Source organism: Muriicola sp. SD30 (assembly GCF_041205185.1).
In the GTDB taxonomy this organism is placed as follows: Bacteria; Bacteroidota; Bacteroidia; order Flavobacteriales; family Flavobacteriaceae; genus Muriicola.
In genome coordinates, this window is the sequence record NZ_JBGEWB010000002.1 from 21,067 (window position 1) to 44,303 (window position 23,237).

Consider the following 23,237-nt stretch of genomic DNA (forward strand, 5'->3'; position numbering starts at 1 on the left):
TCAAGACTATGGCGCTTAAAATATATAAAATTACCCCGTTGATAATCCTTTTATTCCTGGTCGCATGCAGAAATAATACAGAGGAAAAAGAATCGAGTGATACAAAAGAAGATTTGACTATCACAGTCTCAAAAGAACAATTTGAGGCTTCAGAAATGGCATTAGGCCTTATAGAGATTAAGCCTTTCCCTGCCCTTAAACAGGCAACAGGTATGATTGAAGTCCCTCCACAGAACAAAGCTGTAGTCAGTGCCCTTATGGGTGGGTATATCAAAGAGACACCCTTGCTCATAGGAGATAAGGTTAAGAAAGGACAAGTACTGCTTACTCTTGAAAATCCTGAATTTATTACCCTCCAGCAGAATTATCTGGAAACTAAACAGCAGCTCGGGTTTTTAAAGGCCGAATTTGAACGCCAGAAACAACTAGTAGAAGAAAAAATTACTTCACAAAAGAATTTCCTGAAAGCAGAAAGCGATTACAAAGGAAAACTGGCTCTTTACAATGGTCTGAGGCAAAAATTAATCATGCTCAATATTCCTATTGCCCAGGTTGAAGCAGGAAACATAAGATCGGTACTAAACATTTACGCTCCTATTTCGGGCAGCGTAACCAAAATGCTTGTTTCAAAAGGTATGTATGTCTCTCCCGCAGATGAAATCCTGGAAATCACTGATAATGACCATATTCACCTCGAATTACAGGTTTTTGAAAAAGACATCATGAGCTTAAAAATAGGTCAGAACATTGTATTCACCATCCCTGAGGCATCTAATGAAAACTTTGGAGCTGAAGTATATCTGATCGGTACACATATTGAGGAAAACAGAACAGTAAGAGTCCACGCACATTTAAAAGATGAGAAAGATAACCGATTTCTTACAGGGATGTTTGTGGAGGCTCAGATAGAAACCTCTGAGACACAAAAACATGCATTGCCTACTGAAGCTCTGGCTGAAATTGACAATTCAGTTTACGCATTGAAATTGATTTCAGAAGATCAGAATAAGTATGTATTTGAACAGCTAAGGGTGAAAAGCGAACATCGTCACCAAGGCTATTCGGCAGTTGAACTTACAGAAGTAAAAGATAAAGATGCCACCTATCTGGTGAAAGGGGCTTTTTCACTCTTTGCTGCCGAATTTTAACAAAGGTTTAGCCGAGACCAACATCTAATGCCATCATGATTATAAAACCCCCTATAAAACCCATGGTAGCGATATCGGTGTACTTATCGAGCTGAGTTTCAGGGATCACTTCCTCAACAACCACAAAGATCATTGCGCCTGCCGCAAAAGAAAGGGCATATGGCAATATCGGTTGAAAGGTTAGTACAGCCCATGCTCCCAGAACAGCAGCTATAGGCTCTACAATGGCGGATGCCTGCCCGTAGGCGAAGCTCTTAAACCTGCTCAGGCCCTGTCTTCGAAGGGGCATCGCAACCGCAAAACCTTCAGGGAAATTCTGCAGACCAATCCCCAGAGCAAGAGCTACTGCCCCGCCAATATTGGCACCTTCAAATCCTGCTGCAACCCCTCCGAATAAGACCCCAACCGCCAAACCTTCCGGAATATTGTGTAAGGTTATTGCCAGGGTGAGCAGGGTAGTCCTGTGCCAGGGAGTTTTAATTCCTTCAGGTTTCTTGAAGTTTATATGTACATGAGGTAATATTTTATCGAGTCCGTATATAAAAGCCGCACCTAGCAAAAACCCTACGGCGGCAGGAATAACCTTTTGAAATCCTTCCCCGGGACTCATTTCTATTCCGGGCGCCAGAAGACTCCAGAAACTTGCAGCTACCATTACGCCCCCGGTGAATCCAAGCATCCCGTCTAGAAGAGCCCTGTTCATCGATTTAAATAAAAAAACCAGGGAAGCCCCCAGGGCAGTAAGCCCCCAGGTAAACAAAGTGGCATAGAACGCCGCCAGTACGGGATTAATTGATTCGAAATAAGAAATTACCTGTTCCATTATAATTCCAGTTAAGTGACAATTAAATTAGAAGCTATTAGATGGGAAAGATGAAGTTTCCGGTTCCCGATTTGTACGTGTACCGAATTGTCAAAATCTTCCTTTTCGAGGATTCGTATTTTATCTCCCAAAGCAATCTGGTTTTTATCAAGATACCGCAAGAATGATGAGGAAGAATCCTTCACGCCTATACAGACACAGTTAGTATCGGTATCCAGATTACTCAGGAGTTTAGACTGACGTGGTTCCAGTTCTCCATTCCTGTCAGGAATCGGATCTCCATGAGGATCTACCTTGGGAAAGGAGAGAAAACGATCGAGTTCATCGATCAGTTTTTCACTTTGGATATGCTCGAGTTGCTCTGCGATCTCGTGTACCTCATCCCAGTTAAAATTAAGTTTTTCTACAAGAAATGTTTCCCACAGTCGGTGCTTTCTAATTACTGAAAGGGCTTTCTGCTTTCCTTCAGAGGTAAGTGATACTCCCTGGTATCTTTTATAGTTTAACAGACCCTTGTCTGCCAGTTTCTTTACCATGTCGGTTACTGAAGAAGGCTTGGTCTGCATCTCTTCAGCAATGGCATTGGTAGATATCACCCCGGATTTTGCCTTTCCAAGGTGATAAATAGCCTTCAGGTAATTTTCTTCAGATTGAGTCATTTCTTTTGTCCTCGAACAAAAATACATTTTTATTTGTAAAAACATATTTTTAGATTTGTCTAAATTTTAGATACTCCCATGAGGTACCATTGGCCATCAAAGTATTTGTTCCTCGTTTCCTTTGTGCTCTGCAGTTATTTTCAGGGACATAGTCAGGAATCGAGTATCTATGGTACTATATACGCTGGAAATGAGGCAGTACCGTTTGTAAATATTCGGTTAAAAAATACCGATATCGGGACCTCAGGCAAGGCCGATGGCACCTACATTCTTGAGGATTTGCAGCCTGGAAAGTACCAGCTCATTGCCTCCGCAATAGGTTTTGAAGGGTTTAGGACAGAGATAAACTTAACAGAAAACCAGAATCTCAAGCTCGATATTGAACTCATTCCCTCCGTAGAAAATCTCGATGATATTGTAGTAAGCGGCACCTTAAAACCGGTGCGCCGACTTGCAAGTCCGGTCCCTGTAGAAGTTTATTCTCCGGCTTTTCTCAGTAAAAACCCAACCCCGAATGTCTTTGAATCCCTGGCCAATGTAAACGGGGTAAGGCCCCAGGTAAATTGCAATGTATGTAATACAGGAGATATACACATCAATGGCTTAGAAGGGCCTTATACCTTAGTCCTCATTGACGGTATGCCCATTATCAGTGGCCTGGGAACGGTTTACGGCTTGTCGGGTATCCCCAATTCACTGATTTCCCAGGTTGAAGTAGTCAAAGGTCCGGCCTCTTCCCTATATGGAAGCGAGGCGGTAGGCGGACTCATCAATGTGATTACAAAACACCCTCCGGAAGCACCCGAACTGGAAGTAGATGGATTTATGACCGGCTGGGGAGAATACAACCTGGATGTAGGTTCTAAAATTGCCCTTGGAGATAAGACTACCCTGTTGTTGGGATTAAACTATTTCAATTACAACATCCCTATTGATAACAATAACGACAATTTTACAGACGTCACCCTTCAAAATCGGATTTCCCTATTTCAAAAATGGAATTTTCAACGTTCTAACCAACGAGTGTTTTCCCTTGCGGGAAGGTACCTGTACGAAGATAGATGGGGAGGTGAAATGCAGTGGACGCCTGAGTTCAGAGGAGGAGATCAGATCTATGGAGAAAGTATTTACACCAATAGATGGGAAATACTGGGAAAATACCAGTTGCCGGTTGACGAACCCCTGATGCTGTCATTCTCCTATACGAATCACAATCAGAATTCGGTATACGGTACTACTACGTATCTGGCTGATCAACGAATCGGATTTGGCCAACTTACCTGGGGACCAACTTTCAAATCACATGACTTGCTCTTAGGCACCTCCCTTCGTTACAATTATTACGATGACAATACTCCTGCCACGTCAAATGTAAATCAGAATGAGCCTGATAAGGTATGGATTCCCAGCTTGTTTGCACAGGATCAGATAAGCCTTGGAGAAGATCATTCATTGCTGCTGGGATCAAGACTCGACTTTGACCAAAGGCATGGCGTTATTTTTACCCCCAGGCTGGCCTACAAATGGAAACTGTCAGATTCTGATATGTTCAGGTTAAATGCCGGTACGGGATTCAGGGTAGTTAATTTATTTACCGAAGACCACGCGGCATTAACCGGTGCCAGAGAGGTGGTAATTGCCGAAGCGCTTGATCCTGAACGATCTTACAATGTAAATCTGAATTATTCAAAAAAAATATACAGTTTTAACGGACTGTACCTCAATCTGGATACCTCAGCGTTCTACACCTACTTTACGAACAGGATCATCCCGGATTACGAAACAAATACAGACCAGATCATTTATGACAATCTCGATGGTAATTCTATATCCAGGGGAATAAGTGCGAATATCGACCTGGCACTACCTAATGGACTAAAATTTTTAGTAGGGGGAACACTTATGGATGTTACCAGCACTGAAAACGGGATAAAAACCAGGCAGATCCTAACCGAACAGTTTACAGGTACCTGGAGTATTTCATACGCCATTAGATCTATAGACCTGGCCTTAGATTATACCGGCAACCTCTATGGCCCCATGCGTCTTCCTCTTCTGGGAGAGTTGGATCCGCGGAGTGAATATTCCCCTAGCTGGAGTATTCAGAATATCCAATTCACTTACTCGGGGTTAAAGGATTTTGAGATATATGGGGGCATTAAAAATATACTCGACTGGACGCCCGCTAAAAGTGCACCTTTTATAATCGCCAGAGCTAATGATCCTTTTGATAAAAATGTGACATATGACTCAAATGGCAATGTAGTTGCCACCCCTGATAACCCTTATGCCCTTACTTTCGACCCTACCTATGTCTATGGGCCCAACCAGGGAATCCGTGCCTTTGCCGGGCTACGATAAAGCCTGTAATAATCGAGGCCAGATCAATACTTCCAATATTCGTACCTTAGCAATTCTTCAGTAATCTATGACAGAATACGATTTCATCATCATTGGAGCCGGGGCATCCGGCCTTATGCTGGCAGATGGATTGGGAAAAGACCCCGCCTTTAAAGACAAATCAATTCTCCTTTTAGATAAAGACGATAAATCCCGAAACGATCGTACCTGGTGTATTTGGGAAAAAGGAACTGGTCCATTTGATGAATTGATTCATAAGAAGTGGAAGCAGATTTACTTCGCAGGAAAAAAACACAAAGAGTCGTACCAAATCGCACCCTATTCCTACAAGTTGATCAAAGGGATAGATTTTTATTCGCATTACTTAACACGAATAAAGTCATATTCCAACATTACCTTTAAACCGTCAAGGGTGTTAGATATAGAAGAGAATTCAGAAGGAAGGGTTGTGGTTAAAACAGACCAGGAGAATTTCTGCACAGCACAGGTATTCAATAGTTGGTTTAGCTATGACAACTTCAGGGAAAATGCAAAATATCCTATCCTCCAGCAACATTTTATAGGCTGGTTTGTTCAGACGGAGCAAGCTGTATTTAATTCTGGCCAGGCTACTTTTATGGACTTTTCGGTTGTGCAAAAGGGCAATACACGATTTATGTATGTCTTGCCGTTCAGTGAGAAAGAAGCACTTGTTGAATACACTTTGTTCTCCCCACATCTTCTGAAGGATGAGGAATATGAAGGGGCGATTAAGGAATATATGATCAATGAATTTAATTGTTCAGATTTCAGGATCTTAGAAAAAGAAAAAGGAAGTATTCCGATGACCTGCTATGATTTTACACAACACAACACACAAAGGGTTTTCCATATCGGCACGGCAGGAGGATGGAGCAAGCCCAGTACAGGTTACACCTTCATGAATACGGCAAAGAAAACATCCGCACTCATTCAACATCTAAAAGAGCAGAAGTCTTTAGATACCTTTCAAAAAAGAACTCGTTTCTGGTTGTACGACCTGCTTCTCCTCAATATATTGTATAGAAATAATGAATTGGGTAGATCTATCTTTGAATCGCTATTCAAGAAGAGGAAACCCCAGCTTATTCTAAAATTTCTTGATGAAGAAACGAAGTGGTATGAGGATATCTATATCATGATGGCTCCAAATCCTATTCCATTTGTCAAATCACTGGGAAGGCATATTTTCTGGGCTATTGGCGGAAAAAAGAAATGGTGGTAGATGTTTTTTTTACACCTTTCTGCCCATCAGATCACGACCAAAACTAAGTAGTACTTCTTTATTTTCCTGACTAATATCCAGCTGATTCAGAAACTCGAACGCCTTGTTTGTGTAATGCGCAATTGCCTGCTTTGTTTCCTCTGATGCTCCTGATTGATCATAGATTTCCATGACTCTCCTGATCTTCTTCTCCGTATTCCTGGGCTGAATTGAAAACAGGTCTTTTAACTCTCGTGCCTGATTCGCATCACCTTGTTCAAGTGCTTTGAGGTAGAGGTAGGTCTTTTTGTTTTCAATTATATCCCCTCCTGTTTGCTTTCCAAAGGTTTTGGGATCTCCAAATACATCGAGGTAATCATCCTGTAATTGAAAAGCTATTCCCAGATAAAGACCAAAATTGTAGATCTTATCCTGTTCAGCTTCCGAAGCACCTGCGGTTATCGCTCCCATTTTCATCGCTCCTCCTACCAGGACCGCAGTTTTATACCTGATCATTTTTAAATACTCCGATACACTAACCTCTTCCCGGGTCTCAAAATCAATATCATATTGCTGCCCCTCACAGACCTCTATAGCCGTCTTATTAAAAAGCACAGTCAATTCCTTAAATACTTCCGGGGGATACGTTTCAAGAAAGCGATATGCCTCAATCAGCATGGCATCTCCAGACAGTATCCCGGTATTGATATCCCATTTCTTATGTACCGTAATTTTACCCCGCCTAAGTGGAGCAGCATCCATTATATCGTCGTGAATCAAGGAGAAATTGTGGAAATACTCTATAGCCATGGCGGCTTTAAAAGCATCCTTTGTCTCTCCCCCAAACAGATCGGCAGAAAGTATGGTAAGAACTGGCCTCAATCGTTTTCCACCAAGTTTCAGGATATAAAACATGGGTTCATACAAGGATCTGGGTTCCCGATCCCCAATGCTAGAACTGAGATACTCCTCAAATTTATCCCTGTAGAATGACACAGATTGCATAGACAATTTTTTTTCAAAAATAGAAGAAATCAGAACATGCCTGCCTTCCTTGTCCTGAAAAACGGAATTAAATTCAAATTGACGGTTTGTGTTAAATTATTGTAATACTTTGGAAACTTTTATTGTTTTTAAAGTTTCCAAAATTATATTTGCCCCCTGATGAGAGAAAAAATATTATATAAGGCAACCGACCTGTTCCTGTCCCTGGGGTTTAAAAGCGTCACTATGGACGACCTGGCTCATGAAATGGGCATTTCTAAAAAGACTATTTATTCTCATTTTGACAATAAAACCAAATTGGTTGAGGCTTGCACACTTGAACTATTCAATACTGTTTCACAAGGGATAGACGCCATCTGCAGCCTGCAGAAGAATCCAATTGAAGAACTCTATGAGATCAAGAAATTTGCGATGAAGCACCTTAAAGATGAAAAGGCCTCTCCACAATTCCAATTGCAAAAATACTACCCTAAAATACATAAGACGCTCAGAATGAAGCAATTTGAGCTTATGCAGAACTGTGTCGTGGATAATGTAAAAAGAGGGATAGATATGGGTATTTACCGCTCTTCTTTGAATATCAATTTTATTGCGAGAATTTATTTTTCAGGAGTTACCAGTATAAAAGATCACACCCTTTTCCCTGAAGATGAATTCCCTCAATCGCAGTTGATGGACGACTATTTGGAATACCACCTCAGGGGAATCGTTACCCCTCAGGGTAGAAAAATATTAAATGAAATTATTCACTCAAATCAAAAATAAATGAAACTTACTCGTTTATTTATAATGCTGATATTCTTGTCCTACTCGGGATTTTCCCAGGATGAGCCCACTTCATTTACTCTAAATGAAGCCATTGCATTTGCCTTAGAAAACAACTACTCTGCGCTCAATGCAGATAGGGATATTGTAGATGCCCGAAAGCAAAAATGGGAGACCATAGCTTCAGGACTACCCCAGATCACAGGAGATGTTAGCTATCAGAATTTTCTTAAACAACCTGTTTCCCTGATTCCTGCAGAATTTTTTGGCGGAGAACCCGGGGAATTCCAGCCTATTGTCTTTGGACAACCCCAGCAGGCAACGGCTACCGCTACGTTAAGACAGCAGGTATTTGACGGTTCCTATATTGTAGGGGTTCAGGCTACAAAAGCCTTTTTGAGTTACAGCCAAAACAACAAGGAAAAGACAACACAGGAAGTGCGCAAGGCCGTAGTTGAAGCCTATGGGAACGTATTACTGGCCAAGGAATCAGTGGGTATCCTTAGAAATAATCTGGATGCACTAAACGATAACTTGTACGAAACACAGAAACTATATGAGAACGGATTGGCAGAAGAAGAAAGTGTAGAGCAACTGCAGATCACATTTTCTACGGTTGAGAGTCAGTTCAACAATGCCATGCGCCTTGAGAAAATTACACTTCAGATGCTGAATCTGGTAATGGGTCTTCCCCTGGATTCAACCACACAATTGTCGGAAGATCTGAATGACCTGGCACAGGCTTATTTAGACCCCACCATTTTGGATGCCCCGTTTATCATGGAAAATAATGTTGATTTTAAACTTGTGAATAATCTCAATGAGCAGCGTTATTACGAGCTGAAGCTCGCTAAAAGCAGGGCCTTACCTACTTTAAATGCCTTTTTAAATTACGGTTCCACCGCCTTTAGCGATTCCTTCACTTTTTTTGACAGTGAACAGCAATGGTTCGATTCCTCTATTTTAGGATTCGACTTAAGTATCCCTATTTTTAGTTCTCTGAAACGCAGCGCCAGCACTCAGCGTGCTAAAATAGCCCTGGAAAAAGCAAAGACCCAACTCAAAGAAACACAGGAACAAATCAGGCTACAGCTGGAAAAAGCAAAGAGCGATTATCAGCTGGCTGTGGAACAATACAATACCACTCAGGAAAATCTGAATCTGGCTGAGCGCATTGAAAGAAAAAATCAGATTAAATACAAGGAAGGGATCGCCAGTAGTTTTGAACTCAGGCAAGCCCAAACCCAGCTCTATACTGCGCAACAGGAATATCTCCAATCCATGGTAGATGTAATCAATGCCAAAACCGAATTAGAAGTAATCGCAAACAACTAAGAACAGATCTTTAATCCATAACCAAAATGAAAACTAGTATATCAATCCTGACACTATTTCTCCTGCTCCTTTCGTGCGGGGAAAGCCAGAATGACTCTCTCGATTCCCTCATCAGCAGTGGAGATCTGGAACAAATACGATCTAGGAAATTAAGCCTTTCAGAAGAGGTAAAATCGTTGAATGAACAGGTCAATAAACTCGACTCCGTAATAGCAATCCTGGATGCCGACACCAGGTTCCCACTGGTAAATACCTATGAGGTTAACCCTCAGAATTTTGAGCATTTTCTGGAATTGCAGGGAAATGTAGCTACCAAACAAAATGTTTTGATTTATCCCGAGATGGCGGGAACTCTGAAAAGGGTTTATGTTAAGGAAGGTGACAGAGTTGTAAAAGGGCAGTTACTCGGAAAGATTGACGATGGTGGCTTAGCCAATCAACTGGAACAGTTGAGAGCCCAGGCGGCACTTGCAGAGACCACTTACCAACGCCAGAAAAGACTTTGGGAACAGAATATCGGTTCAGAAATTCAGTACCTCCAGGCAAAAACCTCATACGAAGCCATCGCAAACAATGTGCAACAGGTTGAACAACAATTGGGAAAATCATCTATCAGAGCTCCTTTTTCCGGGATTATTGACGATGTGATCAAAGATCAGGGTACCGTGGTTTCGCCAGGACCGGGCTCTGAAATTTTCAGAATTGTGAACCTCAGCAACATGTATATCAACGTAGATGTACCCGAAACCTATGTCGGTAGTGTCGCTGAAGGCACTAAAGCCCAGGTTTACTTCCCCGTTTTGGGAGATTCTGTTCAGACCAAAATCAGGCAGGCGGGTAATTTTATAAATCCAAACAACCGCTCTTTTAGTGTGGAAATCCCTGTTCCGAATGCGCAAGACAGGATAAAACCCAATTTAACTGCCAGGGTGATGATCAACGACTACAGCAATCCGGATGCCCTGCTGGTGCCTCAAAGTGTCATCTCCGAAAATGCAGAAGGAGAACAATATGTTTTTGTAGTGGATAAACCCGATGAAGAAATGAAGGGTACTGCCAAAAAGCGAGTGGTCACTACAGGAAAGACCCAGGGCAGGTATGTAGAAATCCTGAGTGGACTTCAGCAGGGAGATCTGATTATTCAGGAGGGTGCCAGAAGCGTAAAAGATAACCAGGACGTTCAAATCATTAAGTAGGATTTACAATGAGCAGACAAAAAAAGAACGCCGATAAAGAATTCAGGTTCTCTTCCTGGGCAATAGACAACCCATCTGTGGTCTATGTGATGATCGCAATCTTCCTCTATTTAGGGTATACGTCCTATATGGAGCTTCCCAGGGAAGATTTTCCTGAAGTAGTAGAGACCAAGGTTTATATCAGTACTCCTTATCCAGGGAATACCGCTGAGGATGTAGAACGATTAATCACCGATCCCCTTGAAGACCGCATTAAAAATGTGAGTAATCTGGTTGAACTCACATCAACTTCCCAGGAGGATTACAGTATTATCACCGCCGAATTTGATGAGGATATTTCAGTTGAGGAAGCCAAACAAAAGGTAAAGGATGAGGTGGATGTTGAAAAAGCAAGCGAAGATTGGCCTTTATTCAACGGGGCTAAGGTAGAACCCAATATTTTCGACCTGAATCTCGCTGAACAAATCCCCATCATCAATATCAACTTCACCGGGGATTATCCGGTTGAAAAATTGAAGGAATATGCCGAATATCTGGAAGAGAAAATAGAAGACCTCCCTCAGGTTAAAGAAGTGGATATTCGTGGCGCACAGGAAAAAGAAGTGGAGGTAGCCGTGGATGTCTATAAGATGATGGCTGCCAAAGTGAGTTTCCAGGATGTGCTGCAAGCCATTTCCAATGGAAATATGACTATGTCTGCCGGCAACCTTAAAACCATCAATCAAAGAAGAACAATCCGAATTCTCGGGGAAATAGAAGAACCTTCAGATCTGAACGACTTTGTAGTTAAATCTGAAAATGGAGCTATTTATCTTAAAGACATCGCAAAGGTGACCTTTGATGAAAAGGACAAGACTACCTATGCCAGGGAATTCGGCGACAATGTGGTAATGTTGGATGTAAAAAAGAGATCAGGGCGAAATACTATCGAGGCCATCAACGATATTAAGCAACTGGTAAAAGAAGCTGAGGATAATTATTATCCCAAAGACCTCACCCTTACCCTGGCCAACGATTCCTCCAGCAGGACGCTGGGACAGGTAGATGACCTTGTCAATAACATCATCTTCGGGATCATTCTCGTAGTGACTGTACTGATGTTTTTCCTGGGATTCAGAAATGCTTTGTTTGTCGGTTTTGCGATTCCAATGTCGATGTTTATGTCTTTTGTTATTCTGTCATCCCTGGGCTATACACTAAATACCATGATACTGTTTGGTCTTATTATGGGTCTTGGAATGTTGGTGGATAACGGGGTTGTAGTTGTTGAGAATGTCTATCGCCTTATGGAACAGGAGGGGATGTCGAGGATCGAAGCTGCCAAAAAGGGAATCGGAGAGATTGCATTTCCGATTATTATATCTACCCTTACCACGGTAGCTGCATTCGTACCTCTTGGCTTGTGGCCCGGTATATTTGGACAGTTTATGATCTATTTCCCGATTACCCTTTCGGTTGTTCTGGGCTCTTCTCTTTTCGTAGCAATTTTTATGAATTCCATGCTGGTTTCGCGCTTTATGGAAGTTGGCGATAAAGAACTAACCCGTAAGCAACTGATCAGGACCAGTTCTATCCTCGCGGGAATAGGAGTTTTTATCCTCATATTCGGAGGAAGTATGCGAGGTCTGGGCAGTGTTATGATCGTAACAGCCATTCTATTCTGGGCATACAAATACGGCATAAAAAAATGGTCTAAAAAGTTCCAGAGTACAATCCTGGTTAAGTTTGAAAATTTCTACGAGCGACAACTCAAGTTTTCACTGAGGGGAAAAAATGTTTATTGGTTTTCAGGGATCACTGTATTGTTGCTCATCAGTACGATCATGCTTTTTGGCCTTTCTCTGGGGAGCGGCAGAACGAAAGTAGAGTTCTTTCCAGACAATACCCCAAACGAGGTTAACGTATACATAGAGTATCCTCAGGGCACAGCAATTGAAAAAACCAACGAGCTTACTAAAGCCATTGAGGACCGGGTTTATGCAATTGCCAATAAGCCCAAATACACCGATGGGGATTATAATTTTCTCTTATCCTCAGGGGTTTCACAGGTAGGTGAAGGAGCAGGAAACCCATATACAGATGGGGGCTCTTCGGCAGAAATGCCTCACAGGGGGAAAATTACTCTGTCTATGAGGGAATTTAAATATCGGAATGGGATCGATTCCGAAGGACTTAGAAAAGACATCCAGGACAACCTCATTGGGATTTATCCGGGCGTATCTATATCTGTTGAAAAAGATGCGGTAGGGCCCCCATCGGGCTATCCGATCAATATAGAATTGGAAGGAAAAGACTACGATGTGCTCATCAATACTGCTGAAAACATCCGGAATTTTATCAACCGGAAAAATATTGCAGGAATAGAAGAACTGAAGATCGATGTCAATAAAGGCAAGCCCTCTATGAACGTTGAGGTCGACAGGGAAAAAGCAGGGGAGCTGGGCGTCAGTGTTGGCCAGGTAGGACAACAATTGCGACGGTCTCTCTTCGGTGAAAAGGCCGGGGTATATAAACTGAATGGGGAAGATTACGATATCAATGTCCGCTTTAAAGAAGACCTGAGATACGATAAAAGTGCCCTCTTTAATCAGAATATCATCTTCAGGGACCAGGCAACAGGACAGATCAGGGAAATTCCTGTTTCTGCAGTGGCTAGTCAGAAAAATACTTCCTCCTTTAGTGCTATCAAACACAGGGATAATAAACGGGTTGTAACGGTCTATTCGGGACTAAAACCCGGTTTTTCAGATGCAGGAGCGATAGTTGCGGAAATTCAGAAGGAAATGGAGAATTTTGAGGAATTGCCTGCTGATGTCCAATTAGATTTTACCGGACAGATTGAAGAACAAAATAAGCAAATGCAGTTTCTGGTGGGTGCTTTCTTTTCGGGACTGGGTCTTATCATGCTGATCCTGATTTTCCAGTTTGGAGGAATTTCCAAACCGGCCATCATTATGACGGCTATTTTCCTGAGTTTTATCGGGGTTTTTGGAGGGTTGATGCTCACAGGATGGCCCTTTGTGATTATGATGACCATGATGGGAATTATAGCTCTGGCAGGAATTGTGGTGAATAATGGAGTGGTTCTGTTAGATTATACCCAGATCCTTATCGACCGTAAAAAAGTTGCCCTGGGGATAGATGATTACAACCTGCTTCCGCTCGAACATGTAACCGAGGCCATTGTAAAAGGAGGGAAAGCCAGGTTACGACCTGTAATCCTTACGGCAGTTACTACCGTTCTTGGTTTGATACCGCTTGCTGTGGGATTAAATATCGATTTCTTCTCCTTATTTTCCACCGGAGATCCCAGAATATATGTAGGAGGTGATAATGTGATTTTCTGGGGGCCATTGGCCTGGACCGTCATTTTCGGTCTGATTATCGCTACCTTCCTTACGCTGATCATTGTCCCGGTATTGTTTAATATCACCTATCGGATTAAATTATTTTTTCAGAAAGACAAGAAGGCCGATCTGAAAAAGATCGATGCTGATATCGCCGCCTGATCAAGTAAAAAAGGCCGCCCAGATGGGCGGCCTTTTCATTGATAATCAGATCAGTTTATTCATTTTCCGATAAAGGCACCGGTAACGTATTAAATACTTGATCTCCTGCTCTGTCGATAGGCAAGGTATTGGAAAGGTTATACCTTCTCAGATCAAACATCCTGTGATTTTCGCACCAGAGGGAATAGCGTCTCTGATTCAACATCTCTGTGGTTAATGCCTCTGCAGTCAATGCCCCGGTATAAACGGGTAAAGAAGCAGAGTTTCTGATGACATTAATCGCATCTTCTGCCTCAAACAGATCGTTGGCCAAAATATTAGCCTCGGCATATACCAGAATCAATTCCTCATTCCGCAACATATCTATAGGAGATATATTTGACGCGTACAAGGCCGTTTGATAATCCCCTGAAAGTCCGTCCTGAGTAGTAGGATTAGCTCGAATCAGCGTTTTGCTATCAACTCGGGTATCACCAGCTTCAGCATCGGCAATAAATGAAGGATGTACAATGATCTGGTCTCCGTTATTATCCGGAATCTTAAAGAGCCCATTGGTGAAGTCCCCACTATCCAGACTATAAACGTGCTTGGGTCCGATAGTCAGGTCGCCTGCGAGATCAAAATAGGAATTAGACAGGGCTGTTAAGGCTGCATTTCCATCACCGGCATACACAGCGGCAACAGCAGCTACTGCTCTGTTGAATTCTGCGAAACCACTTGGAGTATCAAAACCTGAGAAACCTGCAAGGGGAAAAGCAAATTCTGCCCCTGCTCCATTCAGGTCGGTCAATGCTTCATCCAGCAAGGCTCTTACAGCCGTCAGAGCCGCATCAAATTCCAGAATAGGTCCAAGATTGTCCGGATCGGCCACGTCTATCCGTGCGCGGTTATACGACTTTAATACTTCGATCAGCTCAAAAGCTATTATGGTCTTGGCATACCCTCTATATCCCGCTTTCTGAGTGTCGGTTACCTGCTCTGTATTCTCTACAGATTCCAAAAGAATATTTGCATTCTTTATAGAAACGTACCGACCACCCCAGGGAGCAGTGGAATAAAAGGAATTATTATCCAGGGAAATCCCATTTGCGCCAAGTAAATCCTGGGTGTTTCTGGGATCTGCATCAAAGAGATACAATTCTCTTGCCATAGTTCCCGAACCCGTTGTCTGGATAGCCAGCGAATTACGCATAGCCGATTCAACCCCTACAACCAGGTTATTGAGCTGGTTTTGAGAAGCGTCGGTCAGGACCCCGGCCAGACTAGGTCTGTTGGGATCTACTTGTTCATCAAAAGAACAAGCGGTGATTACAGCACCAAAGAGTATTAAAAGTGCTAAACCTCCTATTGCTTTATATTTCTGTATGATTTTCATTGCTATTTTTTTAGAAGTTAACATTTAAATGAAAGTAAAACTGCTTGGTACTTGGGAATGGTGTAACCTCTATCCCTGAAGACAAGCCGGCACCTCCATTGGTGGAAGTTTCCGGGTCGTAGCTACTGTAATCTGTAATGGTGAATATATTTCTACCCGATACTCCCAGCTTTATTCCAGTAACCGCATCTCCGAAGAAGGCAAGGGCGCTTGAAGGCAATCTGTAATAAACTGCTGCTTCCCTTAGTCTTAAGTATCCTGCCGGTTCTACAAACCTTACCGCAGCAATAGGAGAAGCATTTCGAGCTATACCCTCAGGAGTATCTAGATCCGGGGTGGTACCCCCAAGGTCTGTAAGTAGTCTGGACAGATTGAGGTTATCTCCACCTTTTTTCCATTGTAAAAGGAAGGATACATCAAACTGCTTGGCGATGGTAAAATTATTGAAAAATCCCATCTGAAAGTCGGGTTCAACATTTCCAATCTGGGTGGGTACTCCATCTACATTCCCTGCCAACTGAGTTACAGGCTGTCCTTCTTCAATATAGAAGGTTCCCAGACCGAGGCCGAAACCGGCACCGGGCTGTGGGAAGGCGGGTACATCCAACCTCGTAATCTCTGATCGGTTAAACCACCAGTTGATATTTGAACTCCAGAAGAAATTCTCATTCTGAACAGGATTAACGGTTATACCTACTTCTACCCCTTCATTCTTTAAGTCGGCTAGATTTGTCGTTTCCGAACCAAAGCCTGTTGAAGTGGGCAGTACCCTACTCAAAAGAAGATCACTTACAACCCTGTTGTAATAAGAAACTTCCAGATTTACCTTATTAAAAAGCCCGGCATCAAAACCTACCTCAAATTCTGAGGAAGTTTCTGGTTCTATATCCGGGTCCCCTTTTAATGCAGAGATTGAAGAACCTCCAATTCCACCTACAGAAACCTGATTTAGCCCTGTGAATGCAGAACCAAAAGCTCCTGAAGATCCTGTTTCCCCGTATGCTGCTCTAATTTTTAATCTTTGGAAAACTCCATCCGACCAAAAATCGAAATTATGCAGGTTCACCGCCAGCGATGCCTTTGGGAAACCGTAAAACTTATTGGGGTCTCCGTTGAGGGTCGACTTGTCAAATCTGTACCCTACCGTACCGATCAACTGATCCTGATAATTTCCTTCAACCTGAGCAAAATATCCAAATTCCTTAACCGTTGAAGTGGTCTGGGTGATGGCTTGAGCAGAACCCTGACTTAGGTTGGTCTGACCTGGAATTAATTGTGTCGACTGGTTAAAGATCAGATCTGCCTGTTGTTCCAGATAGGAAATACCTGCCTGGGAAGTAAGGGCCAGATCACCTCCCATCGCATTGCGATTCCAGACCGCAATCCCCTGATAGTTGAAATTGGTAAAGTTATTCTTCCCTACTCCAATAAAGCCATTCTGATTTCCTCTTTGTGCCTGATGGGTCTCAGGAACGTACACAAAGGTTTCGTTTGCCAGAAAATCGGCCCCTCCATTGAAGATCAGTTTAACAGCGTCATCTCCGGTATTTAAAAGATTGGTGGTTAACTTAATCCCCTGTATAAAACGGTTGTTTTTATCTTCATTCACGGCCTGATCCCTCACGAAAATGGGATTTCCTGAATAGTTAGGGTTATCCGGATAAGCTCCGGTATCATCCGGGAACAAATTGATCCATGGTCTGGTAAATGCCAGGGTATACCCATAACTCAGACCTCCCTCATTCTCATTTCCGGTAAAACTCCTGCTTGAGCTACTCCTCACATAATTGGAAGAGGCCGAAAAGCTAAACGTATTTGAAATTGTATGGTCAACATTAGCTCTGAGAGAAAAACGATTAAAGCCGGTGTTTTTAATAATACCTTCCTCATCCCTGTAAGAAGCACCCACATAGAACTTGGTTTTTTCATCACCTCCACTTGCGCTAATACGCGTATCGGTAATTAATCCTGTTTCTCCGTAAATGATATCTTCATAATCAAAAAGTCCGCCACTGGCAATAGCCTGGTTGTAAAGGTCAACCTCAGCTGCACCAAAAGTATCTTCTACACTTTGGGCAGTCCAGGGCCTTAGTCCCAGTTTATTTATAATGGTATTAAATCCGGTATCTTGGCTAAACTTAACTTCAGTTTTACCCTGGCTTCCCCTTTTGGTGGTGATGATCACAACCCCGGCATTCGCCCGTGTTCCGTAGATGGCAGCGGCAGAAGCACCTTTAAGTACTTCTATGTTCTGAATGTCATTAGGATCCAGGTCGGCTATACGGTTGGCCGAGTTTTCTTCATTTCCCCTGTTGGCACCAGATGCAAAACGCAGTCCGGAAGGAATCTCCGCATTATTAACATACACCCCGTCTACGATATATAGAGGTTGGTTATTTCCGTTGATGGATGAGATTCCCCTGAGTCTCAAGGCAAATCCCCCACCGGGAGCACCTGAAGAAGAGGTAATATTCACCCCGGTAAGTTTCCCGTAAAGTGCACCATCTAAGGTGGTCTGTGCGGTAGTCCCTACAAGTTCTTCGTTAGACACCGTAGCAACAGCATTCGCCAGGTTACTTCGTTTGATGGAAGTTCCCAGACCTGTTACGACCACTTCATCAAGTCCGGTAGCGGATTCTCCGAGCGATACATTTAAAGTAGTAGGTCCTTCTACTGTCACCTCCTTGGTCTCATACCCTAGAGATGAAAAAACCAGGGTAGCAGGAAAATTGGCTACGCTGATTGAGTAGTTCCCGTCGAAGTCGGAAATAGCCCCCTGAGAGGTTCCTTTGACTACGACATTTACCCCCGCCAGGGGGTCTCCGTAATTGGAATCTGTAATATTCCCGCTAACCGTTCCCTGCGAAAACCCTAATATGGGTAAGGCGAGAAACAACCATAGGAATGTCTTTCCAAGTGATTTTTGTTTCATGTTAATTAAGTTTTGAGTTAGATTATTGATATTCCAAGGTAAGGAAGATATTATAATTACAAAATCTATCAATAATTTCTTTTGAATTCAGGGAGTAAAATTATCCCTAAAATACAATCAGAAATTGGGGGTTCAACGCATTACTTCTTACATTTGCCGCAGCTAAAATTCAGATTTTCAATGTATAGAACTCATAGTTGCGGAGAGTTAAGAGGAAAGGATGTAAAGACTGATGTTGTCCTGAGCGGATGGGTACAAAAAGTACGGGATAAAGGATTTGTGGTCTGGGTTGATCTAAGAGACCGATACGGCATTACCCAATTGGTCTTTGATGAAGAAAGGACACCGTCAAAACTACTGACCGAAGCCAGGAAACTGGGGCGCGAATTTGTCATCCAGGTAAAGGGAGAGGTCATTGAGAGGACCTCTAAAAATCCGCAACTCGGAACAGGTGATATTGAAATTCTCGTTAAGGAATTATCGGTACTTAATCCGGCATTACTCCCTCCTTTTACGATTGAAGATGAGACTGATGGCGGCACAGATCTCAGAATGAAATACAGATATCTCGACATTCGAAGAAATCCTGTAAAAGACAAGCTGATTTTCCGCAGTAAGGTTACCATGGAAGTGAGGAAATACCTTTCTGAACATGGATTTATCGAGGTGGAGACGCCCTATCTGATCAAATCAACCCCGGAGGGAGCACGCGATTTTGTGGTCCCCAGCAGAATGAACCCGGGGGAATTCTATGCCTTGCCCCAATCCCCTCAAACCTTTAAGCAACTGCTGATGGTTGGAGGACTCGACAAATATTTCCAGATAGTGAAGTGTTTCCGAGATGAAGATCTGAGAGCCGACAGACAGCCAGAATTTACGCAGATCGATTGCGAAATGGCCTTTGTGGAACAGGAAGATATCCTTAATGCCTTTGAAGGCCTCACCCGCCATCTGCTGAAAGAGATAGCAGGGGTGGAAGTTGATGCCTTTCCCCGGATGACCTATGACGAGGCGATGAAAACATATGGTAATGACAAACCTGATATCAGGTTTGATATGCGATTTGCAGAACTGAATACCCTTGCACAGCACCGGGAATTCAACGTATTTAATTCGGCTGAATTAGTCGTGGGAATTGCCGTTCCAGGAGGGGCCTCGTTTACCAGAAAAGAAATAGATGGTATCATCGACTGGCTCAAACGTCCTCAGGTGGGAGCGAAAGGAATGGTTTACGTGAAATGCAATGAAGATGGAAGCTTTAAGTCGTCAGTAGACAAATTCTACGAACAATCAGATCTTCAAAAATGGGCGGAGGCCACGGGCGCCAAGCCGGGAGACCTAATTTGTGTACTCTCTGGCGATATCGATACTACACGAACCCAGCTCAGTGCCCTTCGAATGGAGATGGCAGAAAGGCTCGGTTTGAGAAATCCTGCCGAATTTGCCCCCTTATGGGTCATAGATTTCCCCCTCTTGGAAAAAGATGAGGAAACAGGGGATTATCACGCCATGCATCATCCCTTCACCTCTCCAAAACCAGGTCAGCTCGAATTGCTCGATACTGATCCTGATGCGGTGAGGGCCAACGCTTATGACCTCGTCCTTAATGGAAATGAAATTGGCGGTGGATCTATCAGGATCCATGACAAAAAGGTGCAGAGTATCATGTTCCGGCATCTCGGATTTTCAGAGGAGGAAGCGAAAGCCCAGTTTGGGTTTTTAATGGAAGCTTTTCAGTACGGTGCACCTCCCCATGGGGGTATTGCCTTTGGTCTTGACAGGCTGGTGGCTATACTCGGAGGGCAGGAAACGATCCGTGATTTTATCGCCTTCCCCAAGAACAACAGTGGCAGGGATGTCATGATTGACGCCCCCGCACCGATTGATAACGCACAGCTGATAGAATTGAACCTGCGTCTGAGAGAGGAGTAAAAATTGCTTTTTTTAGTTTAAAAAGACCTAATGGGCTGGGCTGGTGTAACGAGGCTGTGAATTGTCATAAATTTGATGTTTAATTTCCATAATGCAAAGACAGATCAAAATTCTGTTCGCCAGGTTTTATCGCTGGAGGTATAAAAATATCTCCAATAAGACCTTTATCCATATCATGAGTGTAGTGGTTGGTCTGTTAGCCGGATTGGCCGCGGTGACCCTTAAAAATACCACCTACTTTATTGAATCCCTGGTAGAAGAAGGCATCACCTTTACCAGTACTCAGCTCTATTTTATAAGCCCCATTATTGGCCTTACCCTGGTGTATCTCTATGTAAAATATGTGCACAGAGAGAAACTAGAACATGCCATTTCTTCTATCCTTCTGGCAATGTCAAAGAAGAAGGGCATTATCACCATAAAAAAAATCTACACTCCCCTGATAACGGCCCCTCTCACAGTTGGCTTCGGGGGTTCTGTCGGACTCTTAGGTCCTGCCGTGGCCTCGGGTTCTGCCCTGAGTTCAAATCTATCCAGATTCCTGCATATCAATGCCAAAACGCGCTCCTTGCTTATAGCTTGCGCTTCAGCCGGAGCCATAGCTTCTATTTTTCAGTCCCCTATAGCGGCAATCATCTTTGCAGTGGAGGTATTTAGCCTCGACCTTACCATGCTCTCTTTGCTGCCTTTGCTCTTTGCTTCCATTTCTGGCGTACTCACCTCCTATTTCTTCCTGGGCGACGAAACCCTTTTCAATTTTAATGTCACCGACAAATTTGAGATCCGGGATACGCTTTTTTATATTCTGCTGGGCGTGGGAACGGCCTTTGCCTCCATTTACTTTACGAGGATGTACTTCGGTATCCTCGAATTCTTTAAGCGATTTAAAAGCCCTAAATACAAACTGCTTGTCGGAGGTATCGCAATTGGGATCATGTTATATTTCATCCCTCCTCTTTACGGGGAAGGATTCGGGTTTATCAACCATTTATTGGATGGTAATTCACTGGAAGCACTTGGGAAAACCCCATTTGATAAATATACTTCCAACATATGGGTTGTCATTGCCCTGCTTTTTGGGATCACCATCTTTAAAGCAGTGGCCATGACCACTACTTTTGCCGCAGGAGGTGCAGGAGGGATATTTATCCCTACTATGGTGATGGGAAGCGCGCTGGGAAATGTAGTCGCAAAAGTGATCAACAATATTGGCATCGGATTTACGGTGAGTGAGAGTAATTTTACGCTGATAGGCATGGCCGGCCTGATCGCAGGGGTATTACACGCACCCCTGACAGCCATTTTTCTTATCGCTGAGATTACAGGTGGATATGAGCTTTTTGTTCCCCTGATGATCACCTCGGCCATCTCATATCTCATAACAAAGAACGCCATGGACCATACCATTTATACCCGGGAGCTGGCCAAAGCCGGGGCTCTGATCACTCATGATAAAGACCAGACCGTTCTTACCCTGATGCATTTGGACGATGTGATCGAAAAAGGTTTTAAAACCGTAAATCAGGATATGACCCTAGGAGAAATGTTGCACCAGTCCGTTGCTAAATCAACCCGGAATATTTTCCCCGTAGTCAACAAAGGAGGTATACTGGTAGGGATTGTTTTGCTGGATGATGTTCGTGATTTTATGTTTGACACCAGTCTTTACGACAAACTTTTTGTTGAAACACTAATGCACAAAGCCCCGGAACATATATTTTATGAAACCGACACTATGCAGGCCGTCATGAAGAAATTTCAGGACAGCAGCGCATGGAATTTACCCGTTATCAAAGATGGAAAATATTACGGTTTTGTCTCAAAATCTAAACTTTTGACGGCATACAGACGCAAACTGATTAATTTTACAAAATAGGATGCTTATAAAGACTAAATATATCATCACAGCCATTGTTCTTCTCTCCCTGGGAGCCATCATCTACGGTTTTATCATCGTGGGAGAACAACCTGCAACAGGCAACAAATACATAGGCTTTGGGACGGTTGGTTTGTTCCTTATCGCCATGCCACTCTTCCTTCTGAAAGAAAGTAAGGGGAAGAATGTAAAGGATTATATGCTGAACGAAGAGAACATCAGAAAAATGAGGGATGTTGAAGAAAAAAAGACCAAAAAACGCTAGTAATCAGGCAATTTCTCCTCATTCCATTACGGCTTCTGCCCAAAATTCCATATTTTAGTATTACACATATTATTTATTAATCTTAATTGGATGACTGGAACAGTAAAATTTTTCAATGAATCTAAAGGTTATGGATTCATTACGAACGACGAAACCGGAAAGGACATCTTTGTTCACGCCACCGCCCTTAACGGAGTGGAACTGAACGAAGGAGACAAAGTAGAATACGAGGAAGAAGAGGGGAGAAAAGGAATGGTTGCCGCCCAGGTACAGGTGGTCAACTGATATATTTTATTTTGAAAGAAACAGAACACCCGTTTAAAACGGGTGTTTTTTTTTATGTCTAATTGAGATTTCGCTTCTGGATAAAAAATCTTTTTAATAGAGCATTCGACTCTTTTTCCAGAATACCGCCGGTAAGGATCGTCTTTGGATGCAGTATACCGCCGGAAACGGAAAATCCCCTTTTGGGATCCGGAGCCCCGTATACAATTCTTGGTATCTGACTCCAGTACAAGGCACCGGCACACATCAGGCAGGGTTCCAGAGTGACGTACATGGTACAATCGTATAAATACTTCCCGCCCAGGAAATTGGCGGCTGCTGTTATGGCCAGCATCTCGGCATGGGCAGTTACATCATTGAGTTTTTCCGTCTGATTGTAGGCACGGGCGATGATCCTTCCCTGCACGGCAATAACCGCACCAACAGGGACTTCCCCTTGCTCAAAAGCCACCTCAGCCTCCTGCAGGGCTTTTTTCATAAAATACGTATCGTCGAGAATAAGATCCACAGCGTCAAAAATACAATTTTCATCCAAGCATCATCCCACTT

The 23,237-nt window shown here is 43.1% G+C and carries 17 protein-coding genes; 11 read left to right on the forward strand and 6 right to left on the reverse strand.

Annotated features, from left to right (window positions below; translation table 11 throughout):
- Positions 1-8 precede the first annotated feature (8 nt).
- The gene (locus AB8P51_RS05180; RefSeq protein ID WP_369747719.1) at positions 9-1,148 is read left to right on the forward strand and encodes an efflux RND transporter periplasmic adaptor subunit; all 1,140 of its coding nucleotides are present in this window, start codon (positions 9-11) and stop codon (positions 1,146-1,148) included.
- A gap of 7 nt (positions 1,149-1,155) precedes the next feature.
- On the opposite strand, the gene AB8P51_RS05185 is transcribed toward AB8P51_RS05180, so the two are convergent.
- Positions 1,156-1,971, reverse strand: a complete 816-nt coding sequence (locus tag AB8P51_RS05185; RefSeq protein ID WP_369747720.1) for a ZIP family metal transporter — start codon at positions 1,969-1,971, stop codon at positions 1,156-1,158.
- 11 nt (positions 1,972-1,982) lie between these two features.
- On the reverse strand, positions 1,983-2,630 hold the full coding sequence (locus tag AB8P51_RS05190) for a metal-dependent transcriptional regulator (RefSeq protein ID WP_369747721.1): 648 nt from the start codon (positions 2,628-2,630) through the stop codon (positions 1,983-1,985).
- Between the two features lie 78 nt (positions 2,631-2,708).
- Here AB8P51_RS05190 and AB8P51_RS05195 point away from each other — a divergent pair, with 78 nt between their 5' ends.
- Together AB8P51_RS05195 and AB8P51_RS05200 are read left to right on the forward strand one after the other, a co-directional pair.
- On the forward strand, positions 2,709-4,991 hold the full coding sequence (locus tag AB8P51_RS05195) for a TonB-dependent receptor domain-containing protein (protein ID WP_369747722.1): 2,283 nt from the start codon (positions 2,709-2,711) through the stop codon (positions 4,989-4,991).
- A gap of 67 nt (positions 4,992-5,058) precedes the next feature.
- Positions 5,059-6,234, forward strand: coding sequence for a lycopene cyclase family protein (locus AB8P51_RS05200; protein WP_369747723.1), 1,176 nt, complete (start codon positions 5,059-5,061; stop codon positions 6,232-6,234).
- A gap of 9 nt (positions 6,235-6,243) precedes the next feature.
- On the opposite strand, the gene AB8P51_RS05205 is transcribed toward AB8P51_RS05200, so the two are convergent.
- A complete protein-coding gene (locus AB8P51_RS05205) occupies positions 6,244-7,218 on the reverse strand; it encodes a polyprenyl synthetase family protein (protein WP_369747724.1) in 975 nt (324 codons plus the stop codon).
- A 159-nt stretch (positions 7,219-7,377) separates the two neighbouring features.
- Between AB8P51_RS05205 and AB8P51_RS05210 the strand changes: the two genes are divergently transcribed.
- The 4 genes from AB8P51_RS05210 to AB8P51_RS05225 are packed head-to-tail and all read left to right on the forward strand — an operon-like array spanning position 7,378 to position 14,023.
- A complete protein-coding gene (locus AB8P51_RS05210) occupies positions 7,378-7,983 on the forward strand; it encodes a TetR/AcrR family transcriptional regulator (protein ID WP_369747725.1) in 606 nt (201 codons plus the stop codon).
- Positions 7,984-9,318, forward strand: a complete 1,335-nt coding sequence (locus AB8P51_RS05215) for a TolC family protein (protein ID WP_369747726.1) — start codon at positions 7,984-7,986, stop codon at positions 9,316-9,318.
- Between the two features lie 26 nt (positions 9,319-9,344).
- Positions 9,345-10,514, forward strand: a complete 1,170-nt coding sequence (locus AB8P51_RS05220) for an efflux RND transporter periplasmic adaptor subunit (protein WP_369747727.1) — start codon at positions 9,345-9,347, stop codon at positions 10,512-10,514.
- Positions 10,515-10,522: 8 nt separating this feature from the next.
- Positions 10,523-14,023, forward strand: coding sequence for an efflux RND transporter permease subunit (locus AB8P51_RS05225; protein ID WP_369747728.1), 3,501 nt, complete (start codon positions 10,523-10,525; stop codon positions 14,021-14,023).
- 55 nt (positions 14,024-14,078) lie between these two features.
- On the opposite strand, the gene AB8P51_RS05230 is transcribed toward AB8P51_RS05225, so the two are convergent.
- Positions 14,079-15,398 (reverse strand): RagB/SusD family nutrient uptake outer membrane protein, encoded by a 1,320-nt coding sequence (locus tag AB8P51_RS05230; protein WP_369747730.1) that lies wholly within the window; start codon positions 15,396-15,398, stop codon positions 14,079-14,081.
- A 10-nt stretch (positions 15,399-15,408) separates the two neighbouring features.
- Positions 15,409-18,330: a SusC/RagA family TonB-linked outer membrane protein gene (locus AB8P51_RS05235; RefSeq protein WP_369747731.1), complete on the reverse strand. Its 2,922-nt coding sequence runs from the start codon at positions 18,328-18,330 to the stop codon at positions 15,409-15,411.
- A gap of 180 nt (positions 18,331-18,510) precedes the next feature.
- On the opposite strand from AB8P51_RS05235, the gene aspS reads away from it, so the two are divergent.
- The 4 genes from aspS to AB8P51_RS05255 all read left to right on the forward strand — a co-directional run bounded on the left by aspS (position 18,511) and on the right by AB8P51_RS05255 (position 22,688).
- Positions 18,511-20,262 carry an aspartate--tRNA ligase gene (gene aspS / locus AB8P51_RS05240; RefSeq protein WP_369747732.1) on the forward strand — a complete coding sequence of 584 codons (1,752 nt, stop codon included), beginning with the start codon at positions 18,511-18,513 and terminating at the stop codon, positions 20,260-20,262.
- A gap of 91 nt (positions 20,263-20,353) precedes the next feature.
- Positions 20,354-22,138, forward strand: coding sequence for a chloride channel protein (locus AB8P51_RS05245; RefSeq protein WP_369747733.1), 1,785 nt, complete (start codon positions 20,354-20,356; stop codon positions 22,136-22,138).
- A gap of 1 nt (position 22,139) precedes the next feature.
- The gene (locus AB8P51_RS05250; RefSeq protein WP_369747734.1) at positions 22,140-22,403 is read left to right on the forward strand and encodes a hypothetical protein; all 264 of its coding nucleotides are present in this window, start codon (positions 22,140-22,142) and stop codon (positions 22,401-22,403) included.
- 90 nt (positions 22,404-22,493) lie between these two features.
- On the forward strand, positions 22,494-22,688 hold the full coding sequence (locus tag AB8P51_RS05255) for a cold-shock protein (protein ID WP_369747735.1): 195 nt from the start codon (positions 22,494-22,496) through the stop codon (positions 22,686-22,688).
- 58 nt (positions 22,689-22,746) lie between these two features.
- Here the strand turns inward: AB8P51_RS05255 and AB8P51_RS05260 are convergent, their stop codons facing one another.
- Positions 22,747-23,196, reverse strand: coding sequence for a nucleoside deaminase (locus AB8P51_RS05260; RefSeq protein ID WP_369748467.1), 450 nt, complete (start codon positions 23,194-23,196; stop codon positions 22,747-22,749).
- Between the last annotated feature and the right edge of the window lie 41 nt (positions 23,197-23,237).

Bases quoted from the DNA above. Each gene is read 5' to 3' on its own strand.
- AB8P51_RS05180 (WP_369747719.1), top strand. From the start codon at position 9: ATGGCGCTTAAAATATATAAAATTACCCCGTTGATAATCCTTTTATTC.
- AB8P51_RS05220 (WP_369747727.1), top strand. From the start codon at position 9,345: ATGAAAACTAGTATATCAATCCTGACACTATTTCTCCTGCTCCTTTCG.
- AB8P51_RS05190 (WP_369747721.1), bottom strand. From the start codon at position 2,630: ATGACTCAATCTGAAGAAAATTACCTGAAGGCTATTTATCACCTTGGA.
- AB8P51_RS05210 (WP_369747725.1), top strand. From the start codon at position 7,378: ATGAGAGAAAAAATATTATATAAGGCAACCGACCTGTTCCTGTCCCTG.
- AB8P51_RS05215 (WP_369747726.1), top strand. From the start codon at position 7,984: ATGAAACTTACTCGTTTATTTATAATGCTGATATTCTTGTCCTACTCG.
- AB8P51_RS05200 (WP_369747723.1), top strand. From the start codon at position 5,059: ATGACAGAATACGATTTCATCATCATTGGAGCCGGGGCATCCGGCCTT.
- AB8P51_RS05205 (WP_369747724.1), bottom strand. From the start codon at position 7,218: ATGCAATCTGTGTCATTCTACAGGGATAAATTTGAGGAGTATCTCAGT.
- aspS (WP_369747732.1), top strand. From the start codon at position 18,511: ATGTATAGAACTCATAGTTGCGGAGAGTTAAGAGGAAAGGATGTAAAG.
- AB8P51_RS05255 (WP_369747735.1), top strand. From the start codon at position 22,494: ATGACTGGAACAGTAAAATTTTTCAATGAATCTAAAGGTTATGGATTC.
- AB8P51_RS05235 (WP_369747731.1), bottom strand. From the start codon at position 18,330: ATGAAACAAAAATCACTTGGAAAGACATTCCTATGGTTGTTTCTCGCC.
- AB8P51_RS05225 (WP_369747728.1), top strand. From the start codon at position 10,523: ATGAGCAGACAAAAAAAGAACGCCGATAAAGAATTCAGGTTCTCTTCC.
- AB8P51_RS05250 (WP_369747734.1), top strand. From the start codon at position 22,140: ATGCTTATAAAGACTAAATATATCATCACAGCCATTGTTCTTCTCTCC.
- AB8P51_RS05245 (WP_369747733.1), top strand. From the start codon at position 20,354: ATGCAAAGACAGATCAAAATTCTGTTCGCCAGGTTTTATCGCTGGAGG.
- AB8P51_RS05230 (WP_369747730.1), bottom strand. From the start codon at position 15,398: ATGAAAATCATACAGAAATATAAAGCAATAGGAGGTTTAGCACTTTTA.
- AB8P51_RS05185 (WP_369747720.1), bottom strand. From the start codon at position 1,971: ATGGAACAGGTAATTTCTTATTTCGAATCAATTAATCCCGTACTGGCG.
- AB8P51_RS05195 (WP_369747722.1), top strand. From the start codon at position 2,709: ATGAGGTACCATTGGCCATCAAAGTATTTGTTCCTCGTTTCCTTTGTG.